The organism is Janibacter melonis, from assembly GCF_020567375.1.
Lineage (GTDB): Bacteria > Actinomycetota > Actinomycetes > Actinomycetales > Dermatophilaceae > Marihabitans > Marihabitans melonis.
The window spans coordinates 165,000-180,014 of record NZ_JAJBZM010000002.1; the positions used below are offsets into that span (position 1 = coordinate 165,000).

Annotated in this window: 14 protein-coding genes; 10 read left to right on the forward strand and 4 right to left on the reverse strand. The window is 72.7% G+C overall.

Annotated features, from left to right (window positions below):
* Nucleotides 1–150 precede the first annotated feature (150 nt).
* Together LIV55_RS06845 and LIV55_RS06850 are read right to left on the reverse strand one after the other, a co-directional pair.
* Complete coding sequence (locus LIV55_RS06845; RefSeq protein WP_068270794.1) at nucleotides 151–1,242, reverse strand: inositol-3-phosphate synthase; 1,092 nt, start codon at nucleotides 1,240–1,242, stop codon at nucleotides 151–153.
* A 46-nt stretch (nucleotides 1,243–1,288) separates the two neighbouring features.
* Nucleotides 1,289–1,834: a PadR family transcriptional regulator gene (locus LIV55_RS06850; RefSeq protein WP_123093502.1), complete on the reverse strand. Its 546-nt coding sequence runs from the start codon at nucleotides 1,832–1,834 to the stop codon at nucleotides 1,289–1,291.
* Between the two features lie 214 nt (nucleotides 1,835–2,048).
* Here LIV55_RS06850 and LIV55_RS06855 point away from each other — a divergent pair, with 214 nt between their 5' ends.
* The 10 genes from LIV55_RS06855 to LIV55_RS06900 all read left to right on the forward strand — a co-directional run bounded on the left by LIV55_RS06855 (nucleotide 2,049) and on the right by LIV55_RS06900 (nucleotide 12,679).
* Nucleotides 2,049–2,630, forward strand: a complete 582-nt coding sequence (locus LIV55_RS06855; RefSeq protein ID WP_229299715.1) for a SigE family RNA polymerase sigma factor — start codon at nucleotides 2,049–2,051, stop codon at nucleotides 2,628–2,630.
* Nucleotides 2,627–3,577 (forward strand): hypothetical protein, encoded by a 951-nt coding sequence (locus LIV55_RS06860; RefSeq protein WP_229299716.1) that lies wholly within the window; start codon nucleotides 2,627–2,629, stop codon nucleotides 3,575–3,577. Before LIV55_RS06855 ends, LIV55_RS06860 begins: the two co-directional genes overlap by 4 nt.
* A 117-nt stretch (nucleotides 3,578–3,694) precedes the next feature.
* Nucleotides 3,695–6,055, forward strand: a complete 2,361-nt coding sequence (locus tag LIV55_RS06865) for a transglycosylase domain-containing protein (RefSeq protein ID WP_229299717.1) — start codon at nucleotides 3,695–3,697, stop codon at nucleotides 6,053–6,055.
* A gap of 1 nt (nucleotide 6,056) precedes the next feature.
* Nucleotides 6,057–7,376 (forward strand): glycosyltransferase family protein, encoded by a 1,320-nt coding sequence (locus LIV55_RS06870; protein ID WP_229299718.1) that lies wholly within the window; start codon nucleotides 6,057–6,059, stop codon nucleotides 7,374–7,376.
* Between the two features lie 145 nt (nucleotides 7,377–7,521).
* Nucleotides 7,522–7,809, forward strand: coding sequence for a 30S ribosomal protein S6 (gene rpsF, locus LIV55_RS06875; RefSeq protein WP_068270775.1), 288 nt, complete (start codon nucleotides 7,522–7,524; stop codon nucleotides 7,807–7,809).
* A gap of 79 nt (nucleotides 7,810–7,888) precedes the next feature.
* Nucleotides 7,889–8,515 (forward strand): single-stranded DNA-binding protein, encoded by a 627-nt coding sequence (locus LIV55_RS06880; protein ID WP_123093498.1) that lies wholly within the window; start codon nucleotides 7,889–7,891, stop codon nucleotides 8,513–8,515.
* 81 nt (nucleotides 8,516–8,596) lie between these two features.
* Nucleotides 8,597–8,833, forward strand: a complete 237-nt coding sequence (rpsR, locus tag LIV55_RS06885; protein WP_068270764.1) for a 30S ribosomal protein S18 — start codon at nucleotides 8,597–8,599, stop codon at nucleotides 8,831–8,833.
* 33 nt (nucleotides 8,834–8,866) lie between these two features.
* Complete coding sequence (gene rplI / locus LIV55_RS06890) at nucleotides 8,867–9,313, forward strand: 50S ribosomal protein L9 (RefSeq protein ID WP_191565087.1); 447 nt, start codon at nucleotides 8,867–8,869, stop codon at nucleotides 9,311–9,313.
* Nucleotides 9,314–9,455: 142 nt separating this feature from the next.
* Nucleotides 9,456–11,072 (forward strand): DUF3352 domain-containing protein, encoded by a 1,617-nt coding sequence (locus tag LIV55_RS06895; RefSeq protein WP_229299719.1) that lies wholly within the window; start codon nucleotides 9,456–9,458, stop codon nucleotides 11,070–11,072.
* A gap of 74 nt (nucleotides 11,073–11,146) precedes the next feature.
* On the forward strand, nucleotides 11,147–12,679 hold the full coding sequence (locus LIV55_RS06900) for a gamma-glutamyltransferase (RefSeq protein ID WP_229299720.1): 1,533 nt from the start codon (nucleotides 11,147–11,149) through the stop codon (nucleotides 12,677–12,679).
* Between the two features lie 76 nt (nucleotides 12,680–12,755).
* Here LIV55_RS06900 and LIV55_RS06905 read toward each other — a convergent pair whose 3' ends face one another.
* Nucleotides 12,756–13,658 carry a TauD/TfdA dioxygenase family protein gene (locus LIV55_RS06905; protein WP_229299721.1) on the reverse strand — a complete coding sequence of 301 codons (903 nt, stop codon included), beginning with the start codon at nucleotides 13,656–13,658 and terminating at the stop codon, nucleotides 12,756–12,758.
* Nucleotides 13,655–15,013: an LLM class flavin-dependent oxidoreductase gene (locus LIV55_RS06910; protein ID WP_191564510.1), complete on the reverse strand. Its 1,359-nt coding sequence runs from the start codon at nucleotides 15,011–15,013 to the stop codon at nucleotides 13,655–13,657. The genes LIV55_RS06905 and LIV55_RS06910 overlap by 4 nt, the downstream gene beginning before the upstream one ends.
* Nucleotides 15,014–15,015: the final 2 nt, after the last annotated feature.

Genomic DNA, 15,015 nt, shown 5'->3' on the forward strand with positions numbered 1-15,015 from the left:
GATGTCACCGCTGCGGTTCAGCGATCAGCGAGGTCGCCGACCACCCTCCTCCGCTGCGGCTCAGCGCTCCTGCCATCTGAGGAGCGCTGAGTCCTCGCTCCTCCGGGCGGGCGGCTCCTTCGTCGCCGACCACCCTCCTCCGCTCGTCTCTCAGCGCTCCTCGGTGCCCGCGATGAAGGCCTCGAGCTTCGCGCGGCCCTCGGTGTCCTCGCGCTGCTCGGGCGGGGACTTCATGAGGTAGGAGCTCGCGGAGAGCAGGGCGCCGCCGATGCCGCGGTCCTTGGCGATCTTCGCCGCACGGATCGCGTCGATGATGATGCCGGCGCTGTTGGGGGAGTCCCACACCTCGAGCTTGTACTCGAGGTTGAGCGGGACGTCGCCGAAGGCGCGACCCTCGAGGCGCACGTAGGCCCACTTGCGGTCGTCGAGCCACGCGACGTAGTCCGACGGGCCGATGTGGACGTTCTTGTCGTCGATCTTGCCGGCGAGCGGGCCCTCGAGGTTGCTCGTCACGGCCTGGGTCTTGGAGACCTTCTTGGACTCCAGGCGCTCGCGCTCGAGCATGTTCTTGAAGTCCATGTTGCCGCCGACGTTGAGCTGGTAGGTGCGGTCGAGGACGACACCACGCTGCTCGAAGAGCTTGGCCATGACGCGGTGCGTGATCGTCGCGCCGACCTGGCTCTTGATGTCGTCGCCGATGACCGGCACGCCCGCGGCCTCGAACTTCGCCGACCACTCCGGGTCGGAGGCGATGAAGACCGGCAGCGCGTTGACGAAGGCGACGCCCGCGTCGATGGCGCACTGCGCGTAGAACTTGTCGGCCTGCTCCGAGCCCACCGGCAGGTAGGAGACGAGCACGTCGACCTCGCGGTCCTTGAGGACCTGGACGACGTCGACGGGCTCGGCCGGCGACTCGTCGATCGTCATCGCGTAGTACTTGCCGATGCCGTCGAGGGTGTGGCCGCGCTGGACCTCGACACCGCTCGTGGGCACGTCGGCGATCTTGATGGTGTTGTTCTCGCTGGCGCCGATCGCCTCGGCGAGGTCCTTGCCGACCTTCTTGTCGTCGACGTCGAAGGCGGCGACGAACTCGACGTCGCTCACGTGGTACTCGCCGAACTGGACGTGCATGAGGCCGGGGACGTGACCGTCCGCGGGCGCGTCCTTGTAGTACTCGACACCCTGGACCAGCGAGCTGGCGCAGTTGCCGACGCCGACGATCGCGACGCGGATGGAACTCATGTGGTGCTCCTCGGTTGTGGTGATGGTGGTCGAAGGGGGACGAGGGTCAGGCCGGTGGACCGGGACGGTGCTCGGCGTCGATGAGCTCGGTGAGCCATCGCACCTCGCGCTCGGTGGAGTCCTCGGCGTGGCGCTGCAGGGCCGCGGTCCACGAGTCCATGCGGTCACGGGAGCGCTGGGCGCTCGAGCGCATCGTGTCGAGGCGCTCCTCGAGGCGGCTGCGCCGGCCCTCGAGGATGCGCAGGCGAGTGTCGCGGTCGGTGCGCGAGAAGAAGGCGACGCGCAGCTCGAAGCCGTCGTCCTCCCACGCGCCCGGGTCGATCCGGGCCGCCTGCCGGGCGAACTCCTCGCGGCCGGCCTCGGTGAGGGCGTAGGTGATCCGGGGGCGCTTGCCCGTCGGCGCCACCTGCGCGTCCTCGACGATGAGCCCGGCCTGCAGCAGGGCCTTGAGGCAGGGGTAGAGCGTGCCGAAGGAGAGCGCCCGGAAGGCCCCGAGCGCGGCGTTGAGCCGACGACGCAGCTCGTAGCCGTGCATCGGGGACTCGTGGAGCAGCCCGAGGACGGCGAAGTCGAGCAGCGCTCGACGTCGCATCCGTCCCCCCTTCGCCTCTGGCACCCGTGGACTGTAACGCAGATATATCGCTTCGATAGGTCGGCGACGTGCGACCGGGGTGTCGCGACACGGCGGCGGGGGCCTCGTCCCCGGGCCGGAGGAGCCTGGCGGGGGAGGATGGAGGAGCAGCAGGGTGAGCGACGCAGCGGGAGAGGACCCGGTCGGCGTCTAGAGGGATGTGACAGCAGTGGCGGTGCGACGCAGGGCGGGGATCTCGACCCCCCGTGCCGCCGTCGTGCCCCTGCGGCCGGCGACGACCGATCGCGTGGTGCCCCAGGAGCGGGCCGAGACCGCGAGCGTCGAGGCCTTCGTCGCCGCCCGGGGCGAGCAGCTCCTGCGCCTGGCCTACCTCGTCACCGGCAGCCACGCCGACGCCGAGGACCTCCTCCAGGACACCCTCGCCGACGTCCACCGCAAGTGGGACCGCGTGCAGGCCAGCGACCACCCCTACGCGTACGTCCGCACGATGCTCAACCACCGCCACATCTCCGGGCGTCGCCGCAAGTGGCACGGCGAGCACCCGACCGACCCGGCCGACGTCGTGGCGCTGGACCGGCGGGCGAGTGACCCGACGAGCGCCGTCGACGAGCACGACGAGCTGTGGCACCTCCTGGCCACCCTGCCCCCGCGCATGCGCACGGTCCTCGTGCTGCGCTACTTCGAGGACCTCGACGACGACGAGATCGCCCGCACGCTCGGCATCGCGGTCTCGAGCGTGCGCGCGAGCGCGAGCCGTGCGCTCGCCGTCCTGCGCACGAAGGGGGTGTCGCGATGACCTGGTCGGACGACGAGCTCGACGCCCTGCTGCGCTCGACCCTCGCCCGGAGGGCCGAGGAGGTCGACTTCGAGCGCGGGCGGTGGGTCGAGGGTCTGCCGGCGGCTCGGCCGACGCGGGCCGAGGTCTGGCGCTCCCGGGCCCTGCTCGCCGGAGCCGGCCTCGCCGGGGCGGCCGCGGCTGCCGTCATCGTCATCGGGGCCCTCGACGCCGCGGGCACCTCGCCCGCCCCTGGTCCCCCGACCCAGGCCATCCCCGCCCCGACCTCGACCCGTGACACCTCGATCACCTCCTCGCCGACGACGGCGCGGGTGCCCTCCGCCTCGCTCACCCTCGACCCGGGCACGCCCACGGGTACCGGTGCGCCGCAGCCTCGCCCGGCGCCCGCCGTCCCCGCGCCGAGCAGCAGCCCGCAGGACCTGACGGCGACCCCGCCCACCTCGTCCCCGCAGACCTCGGGCGGGGGCGAGCCGAGCTCGACCCGCCCGCCGGTCGTCGCCGACCCTCGCACCCCCGACGACCCGCCGGTCTTCCGCACCTCGCCGCCGGTCGACACCCCGCCGACGACGTGGGAGCCGCCACCGCCCACCTCCGACCCCGCGCCGTCCCCTTCGCCGACCTCGACGACCGTCGAGGACCCGGTGACCCCGGTCGTCACCGTCGTCGCGAGCACGGGCGGGTCACCCGTGCTGTGCGGGCCGGTGCACACCTGCCCCGAGCTCCTCGCGACGACCCAGGACCTGCCGACGGGGGTCTACACGCTGCGCTGCACGGGGTGGAGCACGCCGGTGGGGACCCCGCTCGGCGAGCTGACGACCACCCTCGGCCCGGAGCCGACGACGACCGCGACGGGGTGCTACGCGAGCACCGCGATCCCGCAGGTCGAGGTCACCGTCCTCGACGACGAGGGCGTCGTCGTCGCCACGACCGGCCGGGTCGACTGGTAGCGCCCGGTCCACGAGCGGGCTCTTGCTGAGCCCGGTCTCAGGCTCAGCCGTCATACTTGCGATGCCCGGAGTGCCGCTGACGTGCGCCCGAAGACCCTCACCACCCAGGAAGACCAGATGCCGCAGACCCCCCGCTCCCGAGCCGAGGCCCAGGCCACCCGCTCGCGCTCCGGACGGTCCCGCCGTCGCCCCGACGGCCGCCGTCGTCGCCGTGGGGGATGGTTGCGCAAGATCGGCCTGGGGGTCCTCGCCCTCGCACTGCTCGGGGTCGTCGGCATCGGCATCGCCTACGCGATGACCGACGTGCCCAAGCCCAACGAGCGCGCGACCCAGCAGGCCTCGGTCCTGTACTACTCGGACGGCAAGACCGTGCTCGACCGCGTCGCGCAGGTCAACCGCGAGTCGGTGGACATCTCGAAGGTGCCCCGCGACGTCCAGGAGGCCTTCCTCGCGGCGGAGGACCGCTCCTTCTACGAGAACGACGGCATCTCGCCCAAGGGCATCGGCCGCGCCGTGTGGGTCACCCTGCGCGGCGGCGAGCAGCAGGGTGGCTCGACGATCACCCAGCAGTACGTGAAGAACTACTACCTCACGCAGGACCGCACCCTCAGCCGCAAGGCCAAGGAGCTGCTCATCTCCGTCAAGATCGACAACGAGCTGAGCAAGGACCAGATCCTCCAGGACTACCTCAACACCATCTACTTCGGCCGCAACGCCGACGGCATCCAGACCGCCGCCCGGGCCTACTTCGGCAAGGACATCAGCACGCTCGACGTCTCTCAGGGCGCGCTCCTGGCCACCGTCATCCGCGGTCCCTCCCTCTACGACCCGCGCCTGGGAGCCGAGCAGCGCGAGGTGGCCAAGGACCGCTGGGCCTACGTGCTCGACGGGATGCTCGACGAGGGCTGGATCACCCAGGAGGAGCGCGACGACGCGACCTTCCCCTGGACGCGGCCCATCGCGACCGAGCAGGGCGCCAGCGACGACCTCGGCTTCGTCACCGAGGAGGTGCGCGACGAGCTGCGCACCCGCCTCAAGCTCACCGACGCGCAGATCTCCCAGGGCGGCTTCAAGATCGTCACGACGATCGACAAGCGCGCGCAGGACTCGGCGCGACGGGCGGTCGAGGAGAACTACCCCGAGGGCGACCGCGCGAAGAACCTCCACATCGGCCTGGTCTCCATCGCCCCCGGCGACGGCGCCGTGCGCGCGATGTACGGCGGCGAGCGCTTCGGCAAGGGCAGCTACTTCAACGACGCGCTCGACGGCAAGATGCAGGCCGGCTCGACGATGAAGCCCTTCACGATGCTCGCCGCGCTCGACAAGGGCATCCCGCTGTCGACGGTGTACTCGGGCTCGAGCCCCTTCTACAGCGAGGACTTCGCCTACGACGGGCCGGACGCGACGGACATCCAGCGCGCCGGCGGCGTCGTCAACTACGGCAACGCGAGCTACGGCCCGGTCGACATGCGCACCGCGACGCAGAAGTCGATCAACACCTACTACGCGCAGCTCAACCTCGCGGCGACGCCGAAGTCGAGCGCCGCCGCGGCCAAGGCGGCCGGTGTGCAGGGGTACGACGGGGGCAAGAAGATCCCGCTGTCGACCTCTCCGTCGAACGTCTTCGGCACCGACTCGGTCCGCGTCTTCGACATGGCGAACGCGTACGCGACGATCGCGGCGCAGGGCAACCGCGCCCGCCCGTACTTCATCGCCTCGGTCAAGGGCAACGGCGCCTACGAGATCGACTACGAGGTCAAGAAGGACGTCCGCAAGGCCTTCCCCCAGGACGTCAGCCGGGACGCGATCCAGGCGATGAGCCAGGTCGGCGCCCCCGGTGGCACCGGGTACCCGACGGTGGCCAACCTCGGTCGTCCGGTCGCCGGCAAGACGGGCACGACGTCGAACAACTACGCGGCGTGGTTCAACGGCTTCACCCCCGGGCAGCTCGCGACCGCCGTCGGCATCTACAAGGGCGACGGCAGCCTCGTCGAGAAGAACCAGCTCGTGAACATCGGCCAGTACTCCGAGGTCACCGGCGGCACCCTGCCCGCGACCATCTGGACCGACTTCATGATCGGCGCGCTCAAGGGTGAGCCGGTCAAGCAGCTGCCCCCGGCGGGCAACGTCCAGTACCGGCCCCAGCCGGGTGTCACGACCTCGACCCAGCCGCCGGCCCCGACGACGACCCAGCCGCCGGCTCCGACGACGACCCAGCCGCCGAGCACGACCACCTCGTCGAGCACGACGACGCAGAGCAGCACGTCGAGCTCGACCTCGAGCACCTCCTCGAGCACGTCGAGCAGCAGCACGTCGACGTCGACGACGACGTCGCCGCCGTCCACCTCGACGCCGCCGCCGACGACGACGCCACCGACGTCGACCCCGCCGCCGTCGACGCCACCCCCGTCGCCGCCCTCGCTGCCGGTGACCCCGCCGACCGCCGGGGCGTCCACGACGAGCGGCACGCAGGACTGACGTGGGGCAGGACCTCCTGCCCGCCCCGGTGAGCGCGATCATCGGCGGGCCCCTCGGCCGGCGCGCGAGCGAGCGCGCCTCGTCGCTGGCCCAGCTGCTCTCGCTCGTCACGGCGATGACGGCGATCCCGCTCGTCCTCGGCGTGGCCCGGCAGGGGCACTGCGTGGCGAAGGGGTGGTCCGGCGACGAGCAGTTCTGGCGCGGCTGCTTCTCCGACCTGCCCGCGCAGTACCAGATCGCCGGCCTCGACCGGGGCGTCGGCGCGTGGGTGCGCGGGGACGTGCCGCTCGAGCCGCTCCCGGTGCTCTCGGGGGCCATGGCGGCGGTCGCGACGCTCGTGCCCGACGGGTCGTGGCTCGCCCAGACCCGGTGGTACTTCGCGCTGTGGGCGGTGCTCGTCGCCGTCCTCGCGATGTCGTGCGTCGTCGCGGTGGGGCTGACCCGTCCGTACCGCCTCGACCTCGCGACCCAGCTCGCCCTCAGCCCGGTCTACGTCGTCGCCGCCTTCCTCAGCCCCGACCTGCTCGCCGTCGCCCTCGTCCTGTGGGCGATGTGGGCCTGGGAGCACGACCGACCGCGTGCCACCGGGGTCCTCCTCGGCGTCGCGCTCCTCGCGCACGGCTACGTCCTCGCGGTGCTGCTCGCGCTCGTGGGCACGGCGCTCGCCCAGCAGCGACGCGCCGAGCTGCGTCGTGCGCTCGTCCCGGCCGCGGTCGTCGCGCTCGTCCTCGGGCTCGCCAGCGCGCTGCTCGCGCCGGGCGTGTGGCGTCGCCCCCTCGAGGTGCTCACCGGCAACGGGTCCGGCTACGGGTCGCCGTGGCACGTGCCGGCCCTGCTCGGGCACCCGCTGCCCGTGTGGTCCGTCCTGGTGCTCGTGGCCCTCGGCTGGCTCGCGGCCCTCGCGCTCGGGCTGTGGTTCCTCAGCGCGGCCTGGCGCACCCCGACGTGGGCCCAGCTGAGCGCCTTCGTCGTGCCGGTCGTCGCCATCACCTCCCGCGCGACGCCGGTCCAGGCGGCCCTGTGGGTCGTGCCGCTGGCGATCCTCGCGGGCGTCTCGTGGCGCACGCACCTCGGGCTCGTCGCCGTCGAGGTGGTCCACGCGAGCGCGCTGTGGCTCTACATCGGCGGCCTGTCCGACGCGGCGAAGGGGTTGCCCGCCGCCTGGTACGTCGTCATCACCCTCGGCCGGGCCCTCACCTGGGGCTTCCTCATGTGGTCGGTCTGGTACACCCCGAACGACACCCGCGGCGAGCGGCACGGGCCGCCCCCGGGCCAGCCGGCCCCGCCCCGCGCCGTGCCGGAGCCGCACTCGGCCCGATGATTTCGGGCCGGATCCCCCTTCGGGCTACCCTGGGGTGTCCCTCGTGCGATCTCGACGTCTCGTCGCGCCCGCACGCGGGTACGCAGCAACCCTCCTGTCACGGAGAGACCGTGACCGTCAAGACCGAAGGAGGCGGGTTATCAGCATGCGTCAGTACGAACTCATGATCATCCTCGACCCGGAGCTCGACGAGCGGGCCGTCACGCCCACGCTCGAGAAGTTCCTCACCGTCGTCACCAAGGACGGCGGCACCGTCGACAACGTCGACGCCTGGGGCCGTCGCCGCCTGGCGTACGAGATCGAGAAGAAGTCCGAGGGCCTCTACGCCGTCGCGACCTTCACCTGCGAGCCGGCCACGAGCAAGGAGCTCGACCGCCAGCTCGGTCTGAACGAGCAGGTCCTGCGGACCAAGCTCATGCGCGTCGAGGCCTGAGCCCCGACTCTCACCAGCGCTGTCGGTGCGAACCGGCACGCTCATCGGACACGATCACCACCAGGGACAAGGGACAGGCATGGCAGGCGACACCGTCATTACGATCATCGGCAACCTCACCGGCGACCCCGAGCTGCGCTTCACGCCCAGCGGTGCGGCCGTCGCGAACTTCACCGTGGCGAGCACGCCGCGGCAGTTCGACCGCCAGAGCAACGAGTGGAAGGACGGGGAGACCCTCTTCATGCGGTGCTCGGTGTGGCGTGAGGCCGCCGAGAACGTCGCGGAGTCGCTGACCCGTGGGTCCCGCGTCGTCGTCCAGGGCCGCCTGGTCTCCCGCTCGTGGGAGGACAAGGAGAGCGGCCAGAAGCGCTCCGTCATGGAGATGCAGGTCGACGAGGTCGGCCCCTCGCTGCGCTACGCCACCGCGAAGGTCACCAAGACCCAGCGCGGCGGCGGCGGTGGCGGCGGCTCCTGGGGCGGCGGCCAGCAGGGCGGCGGCGCTCAGGGTGGCCAGGGCGGCGGCTTCGGCGGCCAGTCCGAGGACCCCTGGGCCACCGGCGGCCAGCAGTCCGGTCAGGGCGGTCAGGGGGGCAACCAGGGCGGCTTCGGCGGCCAGGGCGGCTCCCAGGGCGCTGCCCCGAGCGGCGGCCAGGGCGGCGGCGGTGGCTGGGGCAACGCCCCCAGCTACGACGAGCCCCCCTTCTGACCGGTCGCGTCCACACCCACTGAAACACCCCATCCCGAGGATCACCCTCGGGCTCACCTCAGCTAGAAGGAGAGCACCACGATGGCCAAGCCCGTTGTGCGCAAGCCCAAGAAGAAGGCCAACCCGCTGAAGGCGGCGAAGGTCGAGAACATCGACTACAAGGACGCTGCGCTGCTGCGCAAGTTCATCTCCGACCGCGGCAAGATCCGTGCGCGTCGGGTCACCGGCGTCTCCGTCCAGGAGCAGCGCCTCATCGCCAAGGCGGTCAAGAACGCCCGCGAGATGGCTCTGCTGCCCTACTCGTCCAGCTCGCGCTGAGCCGGCTGCACGAGAACTTCGAAGGAGAACGACATGAAGGTGATCCTCACCCACGAGGTCAGCAACCTCGGTACCGCTGGTGACGTCGTCGACGTCAAGCCGGGCTACGCCCGCAACTTCCTCTTCCGTCGCGGTCTGGCCACCCAGTGGACCAAGGGCGCGCAGAAGCAGGTCGACGCGATCGCGGCCGGTCGCGCCGCCCGCGCCGTGAAGTCGCTCGAGGAGGCCCAGTCGATCAAGGGCAACCTCGAGGCCAACCCGGTGACCGTCACCGCGCACGCCGGTACCGGTGGCCGCCTCTTCGGCGCCATCACGAGCACCGAGATCGCGCAGGCCGTCGCCGACGGCGGTGGCCCGTCCATCGACCGTCGCACGATCGAGATCCCGACGCCGATCAAGGCCGTCGGTCCGGCGCAGGCGCTCGTGCGTCTGCACCCGGAGGTCCAGGCGACCGTCACGCTCGACGTCGTCGCCGGCTGAGCACGACCCAGCAGCACCCCTCGAGGGGCCGACCACCACGGTGGTCGGCCCCTCGTCGTCTGGGTACTCCTCCCCATACCGGCGCGGTCGCATCGCGACCTACCCTGGGCGGCAACGCACTCGTCTAGCAGGGGGTCTCCCGATGTCGTACCCGCCCAACGGTCAGCCCGCCCCGCCCCCCGGTCACGGGGGGCCCGCCGGTGGTGGCTTCGGCCCGCCGCCGCCCCAGGGCTTCGGCCCGCCCGCCCCCCAGGGCTACCAGGGCCACCCCGCCGGCCCGGCGTACAGCCCCGGCTACGGCCAGCCCCCGGTGCCCCCGCGGCGCACGGGGCGCGGTGCGAAGATCGCCGCCTTCGGTGCGGCCGGCGTGCTCGGGCTCGGGCTGCTCGGCGGCGGTGCGGTCTTCGCGTACTCGAAGGTCAACGGCTCGGGCCCACAGCCCGAGGAGGCGCTGCCCGGCAACGCCGTCGCCTTCGCCAAGGTCGACCTCGACCCCAGCGCGGACCAGAAGATCGACGCCTACCGCTTCCTGCGCAAGTTCCCCGACGCCAAGGACGCCGTGGGCAACCCGGCCGACGACGCCGACCTGCGCAAGGTGATCTTCGAGGGCATCCAGAAGGAGGGCGGCCTCGAGGGCCTGAGCTACGACTCCGACGTCGAGCCCTGGCTCGGCGACCGCTTCGGCGTGGCGATGCTCGCCGGTGGCGAGGGCGAGCAGCCCACGGGTGTCGTCGCCCTCGCGGTCACCGACACCGACAAGGCCAAGGCGGGTCTGGCCAAGGTCACCGGGGCCGAGGGCGGGTACTGCAGTGTCGGCGACGCCTTCGCCATCTGCGGCCAGGACCAGGCCGTCGTCGACAAGGCCGTGAACGACGCGGCCTCGGGCAGCCTGGCCGACTCCGCGAACTTCTCCGACGACATGAAGGCCCTCGGCGAGGACGGCCTGATGACCGCCTGGGTCGACGGCGACGCCGCCTCGAAGATCGCCGGCGCGGCCATGATGGGCGGCGGCTCGACCGGCCAGTCCTCGGGCCGCGTCGCCATGGCGCTGCGCTTCGACGGCCCGACCCTCGAGCTCGCCGGGACGGCCTCGGGCCAGCAGGCCGGGATGCTCTCCGACGACGACGTCTCCGTCGACTCGCTGCCGTCCGACGCGACCGGTGTGCTGAGCGTGCGCGGCCTCGGCCCGGCCGTGAAGACGATGTGGGGCGACCTCGAGAAGCAGGCGAAGGGGGTCGTCGGCGACGACCAGTGGCAGTCGGGCCTCGACGAGGCCCGCACCGCCACCGGGCTGTCCCTGCCTGACGACCTCGCCGCGCTCCTCGGCGACGACACCTCGGTCGTCATGGGCGGCCCCGCCGCCGACGGCGTGCCGAAGATCGCCCTGCGCAGCAACGGCGAGAAGGCGAAGGCGGACACGCTCGTCTCGACGCTGAGCGGCCAGAGCGGCTCCCCGCTCCCGCTCGTCACCAAGGACGGCAGCGACGGCACGTACGTCCTGGCGACCGAGGGCGGCTACGCCTCGCACGTGGCGACCGGCTTCGGCCTCGGGGACTCCGACGCCTTCACGGACGCGGTGCCCGACGCCGACGACGCGAACGCCGTCGCCTACGTCGACATCGAGCAGGTCGTCGCCCAGTACGGCCAGGACATGGACGACGAGGCCAAGCGCAACCTCGGCGGGCTCAAGGCCTTCGGCATGAGCGCCAGCAGCGACGGGGACCGCTCCGACTTCCGGGTGCGCCTGACGACCCGCTGACCCCGCGGTCGCGAGGGGGGAGACCACGGCTCGCCGTGGTCTCCCCCCTCGCGCGTCCTCCTACGATGAGCGTCATGACCGTCCCCGCCGCCATCGCGGCCCCCAACCTGGCCGCGGCGCACGCCGGACGTGCGGTCGCGCACGCCGGGGGGAACGCCGTCGACATCGCGCTCGCCGCGATGCTCACGGCGATGACGAACGAGCCGGGCCTCGTCAGCTCGATGGGCAGCGCCTTCATCACCGTGTGGACGGCCGGCGAGGAGCCGGAGGTCATCGACGGCAACGTCGTCATGGCGGGCCTGGGCCGGCCGCGCTCGGCCTTCGGCGGAGGTCTGCACGAGGTCACCTCGACGTACGGCGGAGGCGTGAGGCTCATGGCCGGCCACGGCTCGGTCGCCGTGCCCGGGGCGTGGTCGGGCATGGGCACCGCCCACGAGCGGCACGGGCGCGTCGACTGGTCCGAGGTGCTGGCCCCCGCGATCACGCAGGCGCGCGAGGGCTACCGGCTCGGGCCGGCTGCCGCGACCTACCTCGCGCTCGTCGGGCACGACATCTACGGGTGGTGCGAGGACAGCGCCGCCCTGCTCGTGCCCGGGGGCCGGGTCGTCGAGGCGGGCGAGCTCATCCGCGACGAGCCGCTCGCGCAGACCTACGAGCACATCGCGCGGGTCGGCTGGCGCGACATTTACACCGGGGAGATCGGGCGGCGGATGGTCGCCGACATGGACGCCCACGACGGCCTCGTGTCGACGCAGGACCTCGAGCGCTTCGCGGCCCAGGTGCGCGACCCCCTTCGCCTCGACGTCGGCGAGTGGGACCTCGCGACGAACCCGCCGCCCTCCGTCGGCGGGCCGATGCTGGCCCTCATGCTCGGCGCGCTCACGCGGCGCTCGCGGGCGGACTGGTCGGACATCATCGACATCCAGCGCCGCGTCCTCGGCTACCGCGTCGGGCATCACGACGTGAGCCCCGACCTCGAGGAGGCGGGGTGGCGGGCCCTCGAGGCCGCTCAGCGCTACGGGCTGGCCGGGCTGCCGACCTCGCCGAGCACCGCCCACGTCTCGGTCGTCGACGCCGAGGGCAACGCCTGCGCCTTCACCGCGTCGTCGGGCTACGGCTCGGGGGCGGTCGTGCCGGGCACCGGTCTGCAGCTGAACAACTCGCTCGGCGAGCTCGAGCTCAACCGGCTCGGGGTGCACGCCCTGCCCCCGGGCGCCCCGCTCGCCTCGAACATGGCGCCGACGGTCGGTCGGACCCCCGACGGCCGGGTGCTCGCCATCGGGTCGCCCGGCGCCGACCGGATCACGACCGCGCTCATGCAGGTGCTCGGCCAGGGCTGCCTGCACGAGGCTCCGCTGCAGCAGGCCGTCGACGCCCCCCGCGTGCACGTGCAGGTCGGCGGGGCGCTCGGCGGCACGGTCGTCGTCGACCACGAGAGCGACCCGGGCATCGAGGCCGCGATCGCCGCGAGCGGTCTGCCCGGTCACGACCACGGCCCGCGCTCGATGTACTTCGGCGGGGTGGGCGCCGCCTACCGCCGCGAGGACGGCGCGCTCGAGGCCGCCGGGGACCCCCGGCGCGCCGGCGCCGCGCTCGTCACCGGCTGACCCCCCTTCGCCGCGCACGAGGAGCCGGGTCCCTGGTCAGCCCGGCTCCTCGCCCCGCCGTCTCGGCGGCGTGCCCTCAGTGCTGCGGCACGTAGTGCGACGCGTCGCCGACCAGTGCCCGGCTGGTCGAGCCGTCGACGCCGACCGGCACGTCGCCGGCGACCGTGACCCGGTGGAGGCGACGGGGCAGACCGTCGAAGTTGTCGGGTGCGTAGTGCTGGGTGATCCGGTTGTCGAAGATGACGACCTGGTCGGGCTCCCACGCGACGCGCACGACGTTCTCCGGGCGGGTGACGTAGGCCTGGAGCAGGCGCAGGACGTCACGGCTCTCCGTGGTCGTCAGACCGACGAAGCGCCGGACGAAGCCGCCGAGGTAGAGCCCGCGCTCGCCCGTGTCGGGGTGGACGCGCACGACGGGGTGCTCGGTCTCGAAGGAGATCGACTCGAACTGCGCGCGTCGCTCGGCGTCCTTGTCGTCCTGCTGCTCCGGAGGGGTCGCGTAGTCGTAGGCGTTCGTGTGCACCGCGCGCAGCCCGTCGGCGAGCCGGCGAAGGGGCTCGGGCAGGTCGCGGTAGGCCGCCCCGGTGTTCGCGATGAGGGTCTCGCCGCCGTGCGGGGGGACGACCTTGCTCGCGAGGGTCGTCGCCCTGGGCGGGGTGAGCACGAAGGTGACGTCGGTGTGCCAGGGGTTGGCGACACCGCCGCCGACGTCGACGGGCAGCACCCGCGGCGCGCCCTCGACGGAGCGCACCGTCGGGTGGGCCGTCGTCAGCTCGCCGAAGTGCGCCGCGAAGCGCTCCTGGCCCTCGTCGTCGAGCGGCGCCCCGCGGAAGACGAGCGCCTTGTGCTCGGCGAGCGCAGCGCGCAAGAAGCCGACGGTCTCCTCGTCGAGGGGTCCGGTGATGTCGACGCCGGTGATCTCGGCGCCGATGCGGCCGGTGATCTTGCGGATGTCTCGGTCGGTCGCGATGGTGCTCATGCTGCGTGCTCCTTCTCGGTGAGGGTGGTCGTGCGGGGTGCGGTCCGGGCGGCGCGGCCCGCGGGACGGGCCAGGCCGTAGTGCTCGCGCAGGGTGGCGCCGGTGTACTCGGTGCGGAAGAGGCCCCGGCGCTGCAGCTCGGGGACGACGGTGTCGACGAAGACCTCGAGCCCGCCGGGCAGGGTCGCCGGCATGACGTTGAAGCCGTCCGCCGCGCCCTGGGTGAACCACCGCTCGAGGTCGTCGGCGATCTCGTCGGGCGTGCCCGCGAGGACACGGTGCCCGCGGCCGCCGGCGAGGCGGGTGATGAGCTCGCGCACGGTGAGGTCCTCGCGGCGGGCGAGCTGGGTGACGAGCTCGAAGCGGCTGCGGTTGCCCTCGGTGACGTGGTCGACGTCGGGCAGCCGGTGGTCGAGGTCGGCCTCGGTGAGCTCGACGTCGAGCATCGCGCTCAGCTGGGCCAGCCCGTATGCCGGGACGACGAGCTCGGCGAGCTCGGCCTCGAGGGCACGGGCCTCGGCCCGGGTCGAGCCGATGACCGGGCTGATGCCGGGCAGCACGAGCAGCTCGTCGGGCCCACGGCCGTACCGGGCGAGCCGCGCCTTGAGGTCGGTGTAGAAGGCCTGCCCGTCGGCGAGGGTCTGCTGCGCGGTGAAGACCGCCTCGGCGAAGCGTGCGGCGTACTCCTTGCCGTCCTCGGAGGACCCCGCCTGGACGAGCAGCGGGTAGCCCTGCACCGGTCGGGGCACGTTGAGCGGGCCCTGGACGGAGTAGAACTCGCCCTCGTGCTCGACCGGCGCGATCCGGTCGGTGTCCGCGTAGATCCCGGCGGACCGGTCGGTGACGATCGCGCCGTCGTCCACGCTGTCCCACAGGGCCGTCGCCAGCTCGACGAACTCGGTGGCCCGCTCGTACCGACGCGCGTGGTCCGGGCGGTCGGCCAGGCCGAAGTTGCGGGCCTCGTCGCGCCCCGCCGAGGTGACGATGTTCCACCCGGCCCGCCCACCGCTGAGGTGGTCGAGCGAGGCGAAGGCGCGGGCCAGGCTGTACGGGTGGTTGTACGTCGTCGAGGCCGTCGCGATGAGCCCGACGTGCTCGGTCGACGCCGCGAGCGCGGAGAGCAGCGTCAGCGGCTCGAAGGCGTTGTGCGAGCTGTGCCGCACGGCACCGGACAGCGCGACGTTGTCGGCGAGGAAGACCGAGTCGAGCAGCCCCCGCTCCGCGGTGCGGGCGATGTCGACGTAGTGCTGCAGGGTGAGCGCCTGCTCGGGCCGGGTGGAGGGGTGGCGCCACGCGGCCTCGTGGTGCCCGTTGGGCATGAGGAAGGCGTTGAGGTGGAGCTGTCGTGAGGTCATGG